General features: G+C 35.6%; 16 protein-coding genes. 6 read left to right on the top strand and 10 right to left on the bottom strand.

Features of this window, described 5'->3' with window-relative positions:
• Positions 1-145: 145 nt before the first annotated feature.
• On the top strand, positions 146-556 hold the full coding sequence (locus PGOND44_RS04070) for a DUF4293 domain-containing protein (protein ID WP_003436998.1): 411 nt from the start codon (positions 146-148) through the stop codon (positions 554-556).
• Positions 557-617: 61 nt separating this feature from the next.
• Here the strand turns inward: PGOND44_RS04070 and PGOND44_RS04065 are convergent, their stop codons facing one another.
• Positions 618-1,133 (bottom strand): metallophosphoesterase family protein, encoded by a 516-nt coding sequence (locus tag PGOND44_RS04065; RefSeq protein WP_003436997.1) that lies wholly within the window; start codon positions 1,131-1,133, stop codon positions 618-620.
• Positions 1,134-1,216: 83 nt separating this feature from the next.
• Between PGOND44_RS04065 and truA the strand changes: the two genes are divergently transcribed.
• Both truA and PGOND44_RS04055 read left to right on the top strand, forming a co-directional pair.
• Positions 1,217-1,951 (top strand): tRNA pseudouridine(38-40) synthase TruA, encoded by a 735-nt coding sequence (gene truA / locus PGOND44_RS04060; protein ID WP_003436996.1) that lies wholly within the window; start codon positions 1,217-1,219, stop codon positions 1,949-1,951.
• 21 nt (positions 1,952-1,972) lie between these two features.
• Positions 1,973-3,742 (top strand): ABC transporter ATP-binding protein, encoded by a 1,770-nt coding sequence (locus PGOND44_RS04055; RefSeq protein WP_003436995.1) that lies wholly within the window; start codon positions 1,973-1,975, stop codon positions 3,740-3,742.
• On the opposite strand, the gene cdaA is transcribed toward PGOND44_RS04055, so the two are convergent.
• The gene (gene cdaA, locus PGOND44_RS04050) at positions 3,739-4,515 is read right to left on the bottom strand and encodes a diadenylate cyclase CdaA (protein WP_003436994.1); all 777 of its coding nucleotides are present in this window, start codon (positions 4,513-4,515) and stop codon (positions 3,739-3,741) included. The two genes, PGOND44_RS04055 and cdaA, sit on opposite strands and share 4 nt — an antisense overlap.
• A 6-nt stretch (positions 4,516-4,521) precedes the next feature.
• Positions 4,522-5,349 (bottom strand): dihydropteroate synthase, encoded by an 828-nt coding sequence (gene folP / locus PGOND44_RS04045; RefSeq protein ID WP_003436993.1) that lies wholly within the window; start codon positions 5,347-5,349, stop codon positions 4,522-4,524.
• A gap of 106 nt (positions 5,350-5,455) precedes the next feature.
• Between folP and PGOND44_RS04040 the strand changes: the two genes are divergently transcribed.
• On the top strand, positions 5,456-5,689 hold the full coding sequence (locus tag PGOND44_RS04040; RefSeq protein ID WP_003436992.1) for a DUF5652 family protein: 234 nt from the start codon (positions 5,456-5,458) through the stop codon (positions 5,687-5,689).
• Here the strand turns inward: PGOND44_RS04040 and gldG are convergent.
• Genes gldG through PGOND44_RS04020 form a run of 4 tightly spaced genes read right to left on the bottom strand, consistent with a single transcriptional unit; the run spans position 5,686 to position 9,217 of the window.
• Positions 5,686-7,359 carry a gliding motility-associated ABC transporter substrate-binding protein GldG gene (gene gldG, locus PGOND44_RS04035; protein ID WP_003436991.1) on the bottom strand — a complete coding sequence of 558 codons (1,674 nt, stop codon included), beginning with the start codon at positions 7,357-7,359 and terminating at the stop codon, positions 5,686-5,688. The genes PGOND44_RS04040 and gldG overlap by 4 nt on opposite strands.
• Positions 7,356-8,087 carry a gliding motility-associated ABC transporter permease subunit GldF gene (gene gldF / locus PGOND44_RS04030; RefSeq protein WP_003436990.1) on the bottom strand — a complete coding sequence of 244 codons (732 nt, stop codon included), beginning with the start codon at positions 8,085-8,087 and terminating at the stop codon, positions 7,356-7,358. The genes gldG and gldF overlap by 4 nt, the downstream gene beginning before the upstream one ends.
• 1 nt (position 8,088) lies before the next feature.
• On the bottom strand, positions 8,089-8,385 hold the full coding sequence (locus tag PGOND44_RS04025) for a putative quinol monooxygenase (protein WP_003436989.1): 297 nt from the start codon (positions 8,383-8,385) through the stop codon (positions 8,089-8,091).
• Between the two features lies 1 nt (position 8,386).
• Positions 8,387-9,217 (bottom strand): SAM hydrolase/SAM-dependent halogenase family protein, encoded by an 831-nt coding sequence (locus PGOND44_RS04020; protein WP_003436988.1) that lies wholly within the window; start codon positions 9,215-9,217, stop codon positions 8,387-8,389.
• A 95-nt stretch (positions 9,218-9,312) separates the two neighbouring features.
• On the opposite strand from PGOND44_RS04020, the gene PGOND44_RS04015 reads away from it, so the two are divergent.
• Positions 9,313-10,266, top strand: coding sequence for a PhoH family protein (locus PGOND44_RS04015; protein ID WP_003436986.1), 954 nt, complete (start codon positions 9,313-9,315; stop codon positions 10,264-10,266).
• Between the two features lie 3 nt (positions 10,267-10,269).
• Positions 10,270-11,220 (top strand): phosphoribosylaminoimidazolesuccinocarboxamide synthase, encoded by a 951-nt coding sequence (locus tag PGOND44_RS04010; protein ID WP_003436983.1) that lies wholly within the window; start codon positions 10,270-10,272, stop codon positions 11,218-11,220.
• Here the strand turns inward: PGOND44_RS04010 and PGOND44_RS04005 are convergent, their stop codons facing one another.
• Genes PGOND44_RS04005 through PGOND44_RS03995 form a run of 3 tightly spaced genes read right to left on the bottom strand, consistent with a single transcriptional unit; the run spans position 11,221 to position 13,276 of the window.
• Positions 11,221-11,628 (bottom strand): DUF4174 domain-containing protein, encoded by a 408-nt coding sequence (locus PGOND44_RS04005; RefSeq protein WP_003436981.1) that lies wholly within the window; start codon positions 11,626-11,628, stop codon positions 11,221-11,223. It lies immediately after the preceding gene.
• A complete protein-coding gene (locus tag PGOND44_RS04000; RefSeq protein ID WP_003436980.1) occupies positions 11,625-12,185 on the bottom strand; it encodes an RNA polymerase sigma factor in 561 nt (186 codons plus the stop codon). Before PGOND44_RS04000 ends, PGOND44_RS04005 begins: the two co-directional genes overlap by 4 nt.
• On the bottom strand, positions 12,176-13,276 hold the full coding sequence (locus tag PGOND44_RS03995; RefSeq protein WP_003436979.1) for a glycosyltransferase: 1,101 nt from the start codon (positions 13,274-13,276) through the stop codon (positions 12,176-12,178). Before PGOND44_RS03995 ends, PGOND44_RS04000 begins: the two co-directional genes overlap by 10 nt.
• Positions 13,277-13,294: the final 18 nt, after the last annotated feature.

The raw sequence follows: 13,294 nt of genomic DNA, 5'->3' as shown, positions 1-13,294 counted from the left end.
TCGAAGGAGAATCGAATTTAAATTGATGATTTGTAACTACTTAAGTAAGCAGTCGTCCGAAGACATTGCAATTATACAACTTTATTTTATTTATAAATATTAATTCCCAAATATTCTATTATTTTTGTCGCTCAATACTCAACAAATGATACAAAGAGTTCAAAGCTTATTTTTACTTATGGTTATTATACTTAATGGTGTGCTTAGTTTTTACTTGCCATTGTGGATAACTTCAAAAAATCAAGAAATATATGCTCTATCTCAACCCTTAGCTATATCTTTGTTTTTATTATCAGTTCTTATTACGTTCATCACTATTTTTTTATTCAAAAAAAGAAAACTTCAATTTGTCGTAGGACGAATTAATATCATATTGAACTTTGTTTTAGTAGGTGTTTTTGCATATTGGACGCTAAGTTTACCTGGAGAAATGGATATTTCTGAGAAGGGTATTGGGATGCTTCTTCCAATAATTTCTATCGTTTTTATTGCTCTAGCCAATAAGGCTATCAAAAAGGACGAAGATCTTGTAAAATCTGTGGATCGATTGCGATAAACCTGAAATCTTAGTAATGTTAGTGCATTGAAACCCCGAAGCCATTCGGGGTTTTTTGTTTTTAAGAGGAGACCTTTTGCCCCCGCTTACCAAAATCGATAACTTCCAAATCTTTGATAGTTCCCTGGTCTAAATTAAATTTAAGCATTGTTCTCTTCTGGTGAAATCCTTGAACACCAACAGCCCCGGGATTCATGTGTAGCAATTTTAGTTGTTTGTCATTCATTACCTTCAAAATATGAGAGTGACCACTAATAAACAATTTTGGAGGATTTTTTTTGATCTCTTCTTTTATGTCTTTACTATATCTATGAGGGTCACCCCCAATATGAGTTATCCAAACGTCTACACCTTCAAGAGTAAATCGTTGATGAAGCGGAAATTCACTTCTTATTAAATGTCCATCAATATTCCCATACACTGCTCGCAAAGGTTTTACGGCTTGTAGAGCATCTGTAACTTTTTGATCACCAATATCTCCAGCATGCCACACTTCATCAGCTTTGGAGGCCCATTCTAGAATTCTATCGTCTATATATCCATGAGTATCACTCAGTAATAAAATAGCTTTTGACATGTTTTTTTTGGTACAATATAAGTAAAGCTTAAGGTTTAAGTCGTAGCTGTATTCATATATTTGCAGGTTATAAATTTAGAGATTTGCGTTATCTTATCAGACTATCTTATTTGGGGACTAGCTATCACGGCTGGCAGAAACAAGTGGACGAAATCAGTGTTCAGTCTCAAGTGAATCACGCCTTAAAAACTGCTCTGCAAGAGACTATTGATGTAGTAGGAGCAGGGAGGACAGATACAGGAGTTCATGCTTCAGGATATGTGGCCCATTTTGATAGTAGCCAGAATATCCTTGATTCTAAAAAGTTAGTTTTTAAGTTGAATAGCATACTGCCTCCAGATATAGCAGTGCAAAGCCTAGTTCGCGTAAAAGATGATTTTCATGCCCGTTTCGATGCAATATCGAGAACTTATAGGTACTCGATAATTCAAACGAAAGACCCGTTTTCCGTAGGAAGGAGTTATTTGGTAAAAAATGAACTTAACTTGCAAGCCATGCAAAACGCTGCAAATCTCTTATTTAATCATAAAAATTTCAAATCTTTTTCAAAAGTTAAAACTGATGTTTATACATTTGATTGTCATATAGAAAAGGTAGAGTGGCAGAAAGAGGGGCATCATCTTTTTTTTGAAATTACAGCCAATCGCTTTTTAAGAAATATGGTAAGAGCAATAGTAGGAACCCTTATTGAGGTAGGTTTGGAAAATATATCAGTTGAAGAGTTTAACGACATTATCCTTGCTAAAGATAGAAGTAAAGCTGGTAAGTCGGTTCCAGCCCATGCTCTGGTCTTAACAGACATAAAATATCCTGTATAGGATAAAGATATAGTAATAAAAATGAAAAACAACAGCGGGAACGCCTTCGATACAAAACTTTTTAAGCGTCTTTTAAAGTACACAACACCTTACAAGAAAACGTTTTATTTTGTGGGTTTTGCTGCCATAATGCTCTCTGTTCTGGGAGTTTTAAGGCCGTATTTACTTAGGTTAACTATTGATAGAGGAATTACCGAAAGCGATTCTGAAAGTCTTATCTTCTATGTAACTTCAATGCTCGTTGTTCTCATCTTCGAAGTGCTTTTTCAATTTAGTTTTATCTTCTATGCCAACTGGCTCGGACAAGAAGTGATAAGAGATATTCGTGTGAAGCTTTTTAAACACATGATGAATTTTAAAAAGCAATACTTCGATAATTCATCTGTAGGAAGATTGGTGACTCGAGCTGTGAGTGATATTGAAACCATCGCTAGTATTTTTAGCCAAGGCTTATTTATGATTATAAGCGATTTGCTGAAGATGATAGTCGTTTTGGGTTTCATGTTTTGGCAAAGTTGGCAACTAACCCTTCTAGTCCTTACTGTTTTACCTTTTATCCTTTATGCCACACGTGTTTTTCAAAAGAAAATGAAAATTGCTTTTGAAGAAGTCAGAACTCAGGTATCTAACCTGAATTCATTTGTGCAGGAACATCTCACGGGTATGAAAATTGTTCAAATTTTTAATAGAGAACAGGAAGAGTATAAACGTTTTAAAGACATCAATAGAAAACATAGAAAGGGCTGGATCAAAACGGTTTGGTACAATGCTATATTCTTTCCTATTGCAGAAATGTCCACTTCTATTACTATTGGATTAATAGTATGGTTTGGAGGTCTACGTGTGGTGGAATCAGATGCTTTATCGCTTGGTATCATCGTGATGTTTATTGAATTATCACAAATGCTGTTTAGACCTTTAAGGCAAATTGCAGATAAATTCAATTCCCTACAAATGGGCATGGTTGCAGCCAATCGTGTATTCAATATTCTAGACACAGATTCTAAAATAGAGAATACTGGTACCTTAATTTGCGAAAAATTAAACGGCCATATTTCGTTTAAAGATGTTAGATTTAGCTACATCCCTGAGGAAGAGATCTTAAAAGGAATCTCTTTTGATGTCCAACCTGGAGAAACAATTGCAATTGTAGGAGCTACTGGGGCTGGAAAAAGTACAGTAATCAATTTACTAAGTCGATTCTATGAAATAGACAGCGGGCAAATAGAAGTGGACGGTAAAGATCTTAAAACTTATGAACTTGCGACCTTAAGAAGTCAGATTGCAGTGGTTCTTCAAGATGTTTTCTTGTTTGCAGATACCATTCTCAATAACATTACGCTCAACAAAGATGATGTGACTGAAGAACAGGTTATTGATGCTGCAAAGGAAATTGGGGTTCATGAGTTCATCTCTACACTTCCCAACACTTACCATTACAATGTCAAAGAAAGAGGAGTCATGTTGTCTTCTGGTCAACGCCAACTCATTGCATTTTTAAGGGCTTACGTTACCAAACCTAGTATCTTAGTCTTAGATGAAGCTACATCTTCAGTAGACAGCTATAGCGAACAGCTTATCCAAGATGCTACCGAGAAGTTGACTAAGGGACGAACTTCTATTGTGATTGCTCACCGTTTGGCAACCGTTAAGAATGCAGATAAAATCATCGTGATGGATTTAGGCAAAATTGTAGAAACAGGAACCCATTCAGAGTTACTTCATCGGGAAGAAGGATATTACAGAAGCTTGTATGAAGCACAATTCAAACACGAAGAAGAGTTAAATTAACTCAAGTCGGTTTTAATTTGTTCGGCAAGATTTTCGACGTTATCGAAAATATTGAATTCTCCGTTTTTTAAATAAGAAATCTGTCCAGTTTCTTCACTTACGACCAAGGCAACAGCATCTGTTTTTTCACTTATACCTACAGCAGCTCTGTGACGCAATCCAAACCTTAAAGGTATATCTCTGTCGTTGGAGACTGGTAAAATCACGCGTGTTGCAGTTATTCTTCCATCTTCAATAATAATGGCCCCATCATGTAATGTGCTATTTTTATAAAAAATAGATTCAATAATAGGACGGTTCACTTTGATGTCCATAGCGTCTCCAGTATTTTTTACAAAATCTAGTTTTGTATTTCTTTTAATGACGATTAAAGCACCAGTATGGGTGCTTCCTAATTTTTTACAAGCCTCGACAATAATGTCTACGTAATTGAGCGTTTTGTTTTCTCGATTGGAGAATTTAAGTTGAAACCAGTTGTTTTTACTGCCAAAGTTGGTTGAGCCAATCATCAATAAAAATTTCCTTATTTCCTGCTGAAAGACTACTATCAAAGCAAACATCCCAACCCCTATAAATTCTCCTAAAACGCTACTTAGCATTTCCATTTTTAGGAGCTGAGTAAGTTTCCAGATCAAGTAAATGATCACAATTCCTATAAAGATATTGATCGCTGCAGAGCCTTTTACAAGCTTATAGATATAGTATAGCAAAACGGCTACCAGAAGGATATCTAGGATGTCTAAAACTCTAAAGTCTAAAAAATCTAAGGCCATAAGAATTTAATTCTCTATTAATTTTTGGTACAAGGTAATGCATTGCTTGGCTTCCAACACATCATGAACCCTTAAGATAGAACTTCCATTCATAAGCGCCACCATATTGAGCGCCGTTGTGCCGTTTAAAGCCTCCTTAGCATCGATTTTCAATGTTTTGTAGATAGTAGACTTTCTAGAAATCCCAGAAAGTATAGGGAGGTTCAAGCTCTTCAAGGCTTTGAGGTGATTCAATAGCTCAAAGTTTTGTTCTATGGTTTTTGCGAAACCAAACCCGGGATCAATAAGAATATCATTAATTCCTTTAGCTCTTGCTTCTGAAACTTTTTTTGAAAAATAAGCGATAATATCGGTGACCAGATGTTCATAAGAGGTCATGCTTTTCATGGTTTGCGGCGTACCCCTCATATGCATCATAATATAAGGAACTTGAGAGTCTGCTATGAAATCCATCATGTTAGCATCCAGACTTCCAGCAGAAATATCGTTTATGATATGGGCGCCTTGGTCTATACTTGCTTTAGCAACTTCACTTCTGAAAGTGTCTATGGAAATAATAAGGTCTGGAAATTCTTTGGTAACTTGTTGTAAAACTGAACTCAGCCTCTTTAATTCTTCTTCTTCACTGATGTGGTCTGCGCCAGGTCTTGAGCTATAAGCTCCAATGTCTAAAATATCCATCCCATCTTGGATATTTTTTTCTACTTGTTCTAAAGCTTCCTTGTCATTTTTGAATTTGCCACCGTCATAAAAAGAATCGGGAGTTAAATTGAGTACACCCATAACTTTAGGGGTAGATAAATCGAGTAAGTGTCCTTTGCAATTGATAGTCATATCGACAAATTTAAATATTTTATTCTCATCATAGTTTTAGCTTTTCAATATAAATGCAGATTTCTTTTTAGTTTTATATTAAATTAGTTCCTCAAAATCTATTAGCATGAACACAACTTCACCCGACTTTCAATCTTATCTAGACGATTATGCTTTATTAATAGGACTAGTTCTTTTCTTCGTAGTCGTAGACGCCGTATTAAAACTCATTACTTTATGGCAGTCTGCAAGGCGAAAACAAATCGCTTGGTTTATCGTCTTAGCTCTAGTCAATTCTTTAGGAATTCTTCCAGTGATTTATTTAATACTCAACAGAAGTAAAGATAAATTTAAGCGTTAATGGCTTTTATATTTCCTTTTTCTCCAATACAATACAATCAGTCCAAAAACAGTAATGCTTATAATAGGGACTATTACATTAAAGAGCTGCCATTTCAATTTAGTAGACTCCAAGGCTTCGAGATCCATTTCATCTAGGCTTATAGATTTGCTTCTCGTTTTTACTAAACTTTGATCATCTAATAGATAATTAACCACATTCAGTAAAAAGGTTTTGTTTCCGTAGGTGAGTCCAGTATACCTGTCGAAGCCTAATTCCAAGGGTTTTCCAGACTCCAACTGATTTTTGATAAGGTCACCATCAGAAATAAACACTTGTTGAGTTTGTGGGCTTTTGTCTTTAGGGGATTGAAGAGTGAGAGGTTTTAGTTTAGATTTAAAAGCAGAGTTGAATTCACCTTCTACAAGTACTGCAAGCGGAAAATGACCCGTAGTATATAATCGAGGGTCAGGTTCTTTTGTAATCTCATCCAAAGTAACTTCAAAGGGAGTTCCAATCACTCGCGATAGATTTGAACTTTCCAGTAAGATTGTTTTTTTGAGATCCGACTCTAAGGTGTCTATTGGGTTTGCAAATTCAAATCTCACAGGACTCAAATTCTCTGTAATAGGATGGCTTTCAGCAGGTTTGCCTAAAGGATCATAAAACCAAGGAAATCTTGACAGTTGTGTAGAGTTACCGCTGCCAGACGCTAAAACAATAGGGGCAGAGTAGAGGTCGTTGACCAGTTGTGGATTGATGCGCACCCCATACCTAAAAAATAAGCTGTACAAATTTAAATTTCTAGGGAATGCTAATGTCTTTTTGGAAGCCTTGTAGAGACTATCTTTTTCTGCAATGACCTGTTCTGTAAGCCATATAGCCTTTCCACCATTCATAAGGTATTGATCTAAGACGTAATTTTTCTCATCGCTAAACCTTTCGGTAGGCTTAGCATCAATAATCAAATCGTAGGTATTGAGGACGTCCAAGGTTCTCTGCGGGGAGGTATTTACAGAATCCAAAGTGAAAGGAGCTATAAGATAATAATCTTTAAGTGTGGATAGGAAATCTGCTAGATATCTATCTTGAAGCTCTCCCTGTCCTCGGAGTATTGCTATTTTTTTAGTTCGCTCCCTGCTTAGCTTGGTTATTCCATCTACAAAGGCGTATTCTAAATTTTGAACCGACCTTTGGATCATTTCAGAATTGCTTTGCGTGAGTGTTTTTTGTAGGAGTTGTATTGGAACTTGTTTACCTCCATAATCTGCTATAGCCCATGGAAAGATAAGACGCTCGGTCAATTTTCCATTTTCGCGAATATTGAGAGACTCCGGCGACATCTCATTATCATAAAATTGATTAGCCACTTCCATAGCGTCTTTGTCGCCTTCAAGTGGATCGACAAATTCAAATTTTATATTAGAATTATAAGCTTTAAATTCCTCTAGGATATAGCGAGCTTCAGTTTGCAGTCTATTGAATTCTGAAGGAAGATCACCGGTTAGAAAGACTTTAACAAGTAAAGGCTTATCTATGGTTTCAACCAAATCACGTGAAGATTCCGCTAAGGTATAACGGCCATCTGAGGTGAAATCTATACGTTTAAAAAATTGAGTGGCCACCAGATTGATAAACACAAGCAGAACAATAATTCCTAAGGCTTTTTTGTGGCTAGCGTTTAACTTCATTTCAAATTAGATTTTAGTTGTAAGTGGGTAAGCACTAAGAAGAAAAGGCTAATACTTAAGAAATAAATGAGATCTCGACTATCCAAAATACCTCTTGAAATGCTTTGGAAATGATGGCTTAGACTAAAATATTCTAACGTATATAGTTTAGAACCCCAAAGTGGAATTGAGCTCACGCCCTCCAATCCGAAATACAACAACACGCTTAAAAATGTACCGATAACAAAAGCAATTAATGGGTTATCGGTGAGGCATGACGCAAAAATTCCTATAGAGGTGAAACAACACATGAGGAGCAAAACTCCAACATAAGAACTAAAAATAACCCCATAATCAACCTGAACTCCTTCGGCTGTTAATGCTGAAATGCTTATGATGTAGAATGCAGTAGGAAGTAAGGCGATCACACTCAATGAAAAGCTTCCCAAAAATTTACCAGCAATAAGTTGATTTACAGAAATAGGTTTGGTTAGCAAAAGTTCTAAAGTGCCTTGTTTCTTTTCTTCAGAAAAGCTTCGCATACAAATCGCAGGAATTAACACACAGAAAATCCAAGGTAAGACTTCAAAAAAAGGCGTAAGATTGGCATATCCTTGGTCAAATATATTAAAATAGCCAGGCAAGACCCAAACCAAAACTCCAGTTGCTAGAAGAAATAGTCCAGCTACAACAAAGCCTATAGCCGAGGAAAAAAAACTATTGAATTCTTTAAGAAAAATAGCTAGCATATTAATCTAATTCTACGAGTTTATCCAAGCTCCAAGCTAGTGCTTTTTCAGAAAACCCAACTTTAGTCGCTTTCCATACTTCAGCAAACAAAGCGGAGTGGCGGTAATTGTTTAGGTGTTCTTCGGAGACCCAATAACTATAAGTGAAAAATTGAGACCTGTCTTTTTTATCTCTGTAAAGTTCTAAACGTTGACACCCTTCAAAATGTCGGATTTTTTCTTTGCTATTCTGAAATAACTCCTGGAAGTTTTCAACGGCCTCTTGTTTAAATTTCATTTTTACAATTCTTACCAACATGTTATAAAAATTTAACGGTGAGGGTGTCCAAATATTTTAAGCCAAATAAACTTGCAGCAGAACCCACACTTAACGGGTTACTCTTATAAATTGCTAATTCCAAAAAGGCTGATGAATTGAACAAGGCTAGTTTTTTTCCTTCCATTTCTCTTTTTTCTTTAGGGATATCATAATTAATTGCCTCTGAGTAACTCTTATATACCTTTCGGAACTTTGTAGATCTAGCAGAAATCAAGAACTCTCTCCCTTTGCCAACCGAGTTGAATAACTTTTGGCTTATGTTGGAGACTACATTTCCGAAATTATCAATATAAATCACATGACCTATAATTTGGTCCTCCTGTTGATTTATAGATGGCCTTACATAAGTGAGTTCTTGCATACTAAGGATAGGTTTGCCAATCACATCCAAATCTCCACCTCTACAAATATGAGCTGCAACACTTACAAAAACATCCAAAACACTAAATTTCTTTTCTAGGCTATCATGAATATTAATTTCTACAATCTTGTCAGGTTTAATTTCAGAAGAAATCAAAGATAGAATACCGTTATTAGCACAAATAAAATAATGACCATCCAAATAAATAGCGAGATGCTTATTTTCTGGAGTTAATTCTGAATCTACCCCGATGATGTGGATGGTATTTTCTGGAAAATTATGATAAGCATTTTTGATGATGTAAGCTGCTTCGGTATAATTAAAAGGAGAAATAGCATGAGAGATATCTACGATTTGAGGTTCTCTCAATTCGCACAGCAAGGCGCCTTTTACAGCAGCCACTGAATGATCTTTTAAGCCAAAATCTGTAGTTAAAGTTATAATGGGCATTTAATAGACAGTTAATATTTTGAAGCTAAATTTCGTCAAAAAAATGCGTAAATTTGCTTTGCGAATTTATTATTTTTAACCAAAAATTACCGCTTTTGAACGAACTAATTTTAGAACTCTCAGAAATTAATCCAAGAGAATTTTTTGGACACCACAATTTGAATATTGAACTGATTAAAAAATATTATCCTCAGCTAAAACTTGTAGCGCGAGGCAATAAGATAAAAGTCTTTGGTGAAGACGAGCGTTTAGAAGAATTTGAACAGCGTTTTGAAATGTTGGTTGATCACTTTTCAAAATTTAATTCCTTAGATGAAAATGCTATCGAAAGGATTTTGACAAGTCAATCTAAAGCAGATTATGATGCTCCAATTTCCTCTGGAGCTGTTCTCGTTCATGGTATTGGAGGTCGACTTATAAAAGCACAAACCGCCAACCAAAGAAAACTGGTAGAGTTGATGAATACCAATGATATGGTGTTTGCGGTTGGTCCAGCGGGTACTGGCAAAACTTATACAGGAGTTGCTTTAGCGGTTCAAGCACTCAAGAATAAACAAGTTCGAAGAATTATTTTAACTCGTCCGGCAGTTGAGGCTGGTGAAAATCTAGGGTTTTTACCCGGGGATTTGAGGGAGAAACTAGATCCATATATGCAACCGCTTTACGATGCATTACGGGACATGATTGCTCCAGAAAAGCTAGAAAGCTATATTGAAAAGGGAACCATCCAAATTGCACCACTGGCATTTATGAGAGGGCGAACCTTGGATAATGCATTTGTAATATTGGACGAAGCTCAAAACACCACCCATCCACAGATGAAGATGTTTTTAACTCGTATGGGTAAGAATGCCAAATTTATGATCACAGGTGATCCAGGTCAAGTGGATCTGCCAAAACGGTCCATTTCTGGGCTTAAAGAGGCTCTTTTGGTCTTAAAAGATGTCAAAGGGATAGGAATGATTTATCTCGATGATAAAGATGTTCTCCGTCACCGACTTGTTAAAAAAGTAATTTCCGCTTACAAAGCCATAGAAAATCCAGATTAAAGCATGAGCTCAACTCTTTTATCTACTCAATTCAAGTTACCAGGTCAAGTCGATTACTATAAAGGAAAAGTGAGAGAAGTCTATACACTTGCCAACCAAAAAATAGTGATTGTAGCCACAGATCGTTTGAGTGCCTTCGATGTAGTTTTACCTCAAGGAATCCCTTATAAAGGTCAAATTTTGAATGAAATTGCTTCAGAAATGTTGAAGGCTACCGAAGATATCGTTCCTAATTGGCTAGAGGCTGTTCCCGATCCTAACGTAAGTGTAGGTGTAAAATGTGAAACTTTTAAGGTGGAAATGGTGGTCAGAAACTATCTCGTAGGTCATGCTGCTAGAGAATATAGTGCTGGAAAGCGAGAGCTCTGCGGAATAAAGTTGAAAGAGGGTTTGAAAGTCAATGACAAGTTTGATTCTCCAATACTTACACCTACCACTAAAGCGGAGCAAGGTGATCACGATCAAGACATTTCAAAAAATAAAATTTTAGCCCAAGAAATTGTCAGTCCTTCAGACTATGAAGTCTTAGAGGATTATGCTTTAAAACTTTTTGAACGCGGATCCCAACTAGCTAGTAAACGAGGCTTGCTTTTAGTGGATACTAAATATGAATTTGGTAAAACCCCTGATGGTAAAATTGTAGTGATCGACGAAATTCACACTCCAGATTCTTCAAGATATTTCTATAAAGAAGGCTATGAAGAAAGACAAGCTAAAGGCGAAAAGCAAAAACAACTGTCTAAAGAATTCGTAAGAGAATGGTTGATGGACAATGGTTTTCAGGGAAAAGAAGGTCAGAAGATACCAGAACTTACACCAGAAGTTGTTAACTCTATCAGTGCAAGGTATATTGAACTGTACGAGAAAATCACAGGAAAAACGTTTCGCAAAGCCAAAGTTGAAGATATTGAAGCTAGAATCTTAGCCAATATAAAAACTTACCTAAGTGAGTAATTACTCTCTGTTTCTTCTCATTTCGGCTTGTCGCATCGGCATGCTATCGATTTGATTAAAAATCTGTTGAGGATTTACTAAGCCTCTTAGGGTGTTTTTTAAACCTTGATCTAAACCTATCAAATAGAGAGTTAGAGTTGAAGTCTCCGTATAGTCGTCTTTATTTTTAGTCACAAACTCAAGGCTCTTATCGCTAGAATTGATAATAGCTTTTACCTCGCCGTCTATAAGTGTAAAAATCGCTAGTCTGCGTTTTTCTATTTCCAAAGAATTCTTTTGTAATCTATCTAGTTGTTCCGTGACTTCAGGAGTCATTTCTTTAGCGGTTAAAACTAGAATGCGTTTGTCGTTAAATCCTTGCGATGGCACCATAAGATTAAGGAGTAGTATATATATAAAAAGTTTCATCGATCGCCTGGCTTTTGGTTAATAATTTCAGCCAATAATTTTTTGGCTCTCAACAATTTTACCTTCACGTTTGTGATGGGCTGGTCTATTCGCTCAGCTATTTCTTTATAGCTCATTTCTTTAAAAAACCTCAATTCAATAACTTCTTGATAATGAGGTTGAAGTTCTTTTATTTGCCTTAGTAAATTGCTTAAATTTTGTTCTTTGATGATTTTATCCTCAACAGTAGGTTCAAGATCGGCGATTTGCGAAACTCTTTTAGTATCGATCTCAGAGGTTTTTAGTTTTTGTTTTCTAGTGAGGTCAATGTGAATATTTTTAGAGATAGTGATGAGCCAAGTCTTAAATTTGAAAGCATTTTCGTAAGTTTCTATCCTGTCGAAAGCTCTAGCGAAGGTTTGTACTGTAATTTCTTCGGCTTCATAAGCATCTTTAGTTCTTTTGAGTTGAAACCTATAAACGTCCTCCCAATAGTGATTCAATAAAGATCTAAATGCATTTTGATCTCCATATCTTGCTTTTTCGATAAGGTTTGAAATATTCAGTTTTACTGCCAAGATTTCTGTTTTTGAAAAATTCCGCTTATTCCTATTCCCATTTGTAAAATGAGTAAACTCGCTTCTAAGATAGGCCATATCCATAAAACAGACTTTGGAACTTTAAAAACCTTTTCAAATTGAACTGTTATTAAGGATTTGGCAACAATTGCTATTCCAAATATAAATAGCGCTGGCATCCACTCTTTGCTCAAACAAAGTATTAAAAATGTTGACCAAAATAAAAACTGAGAAAAATGGTAACCTCCAAGAAATAGTTGGCTTGATTTATCGTAAAATGGAGAGGTCGAATAATGTCTTTGCTTTTGTTTCCACCATGATTTCCAGGTCGTTTTTGGTTGGCTTAAAACAAAGCTCTCTGGATTTAGGCACAAGCTGATTTTAGACTTGTCTTTAATATTCTGAATTAATAAATCATCGTCACCTGAAGTAAGGCCTCTTTCCTTTTCAAAATTTTCACTTTCTAAAAAAAATGATTTCTGATACATTACGTTTCTGCCCACCGACATATAAGCTTTACCTTCTATAGCACGATATGAGTAAAGAATTCCAGTTTGAAGAGTTTCCCATTGAATCATTTTATTCAAAAACGTGGACTTGTATTCATAAGGCGAATAGCCCAGAACACAATTGAACTTTTTAGTTAAGCACGTATTCATTTCTGTTATCCAAAATTTAGATGTTGGCTTACAATCTGCATCTGTAAGTAAAATTCTATTGTATTTAGATTTGAGAATACCTAGCTTTAAAGCACTGCGTTTAGATTTGGAGTTCTCATCTATAGCATGAATAAGCCTAAGGTTCGGATAGTTGTTTTGGAATGTTTTAATAACTTCCGAGGTCGAATCGGTAGAATAATCATTTACTACAATAACTTCAAAGGTTGGATAGTGTTGATTCAGGATAAATTCTAAATTAGAAGATAGATTTACCTCTTCATTTTTAGCACAAATAATTATGCTAACTGGACGTTTATCTTGATGAGGTTTAAAGGGAGTTTTCTTGTAGTTCGAAATCCTTTTTAAATATTTGAATTGCGAGACTACAGAAATTAGGGTTGAAATTATAAATAGGAGTAGTATAAATTTCAACCTTAAGTATTAATAGGG

The sequence above is a fragment of the Psychroflexus gondwanensis ACAM 44 genome (assembly GCF_000355905.1).
GTDB classification, from domain to species: Bacteria; Bacteroidota; Bacteroidia; order Flavobacteriales; family Flavobacteriaceae; genus Psychroflexus; species Psychroflexus gondwanensis.
Note: the sequence above shows the minus strand (reverse complement) of the source record. Positions and strands in the feature narration are given on the sequence as shown.

Coding starts and splice junctions, on each gene's coding strand:
- PGOND44_RS04070 (WP_003436998.1), top strand. CDS start 146: ATGATACAAAGAGTTCAAAGCTTATTTTTACTTATGGTTATTATACTT.
- folP (WP_003436993.1), bottom strand. CDS start 5,349: ATGACTATCAATTGCAAAGGACACTTACTCGATTTATCTACCCCTAAA.
- PGOND44_RS04025 (WP_003436989.1), bottom strand. CDS start 8,385: ATGTTGGTAAGAATTGTAAAAATGAAATTTAAACAAGAGGCCGTTGAA.
- cdaA (WP_003436994.1), bottom strand. CDS start 4,515: ATGGCCTTAGATTTTTTAGACTTTAGAGTTTTAGACATCCTAGATATC.
- PGOND44_RS04010 (WP_003436983.1), top strand. CDS start 10,270: ATGAGCTCAACTCTTTTATCTACTCAATTCAAGTTACCAGGTCAAGTC.
- PGOND44_RS04020 (WP_003436988.1), bottom strand. CDS start 9,217: ATGCCCATTATAACTTTAACTACAGATTTTGGCTTAAAAGATCATTCA.
- PGOND44_RS04005 (WP_003436981.1), bottom strand. CDS start 11,628: ATGAAACTTTTTATATATATACTACTCCTTAATCTTATGGTGCCATCG.
- PGOND44_RS04055 (WP_003436995.1), top strand. CDS start 1,973: ATGAAAAACAACAGCGGGAACGCCTTCGATACAAAACTTTTTAAGCGT.
- PGOND44_RS04065 (WP_003436997.1), bottom strand. CDS start 1,133: ATGTCAAAAGCTATTTTATTACTGAGTGATACTCATGGATATATAGAC.
- PGOND44_RS04040 (WP_003436992.1), top strand. CDS start 5,456: ATGAACACAACTTCACCCGACTTTCAATCTTATCTAGACGATTATGCT.
- gldF (WP_003436990.1), bottom strand. CDS start 8,087: ATGCTAGCTATTTTTCTTAAAGAATTCAATAGTTTTTTTTCCTCGGCT.
- gldG (WP_003436991.1), bottom strand. CDS start 7,359: ATGAAGTTAAACGCTAGCCACAAAAAAGCCTTAGGAATTATTGTTCTG.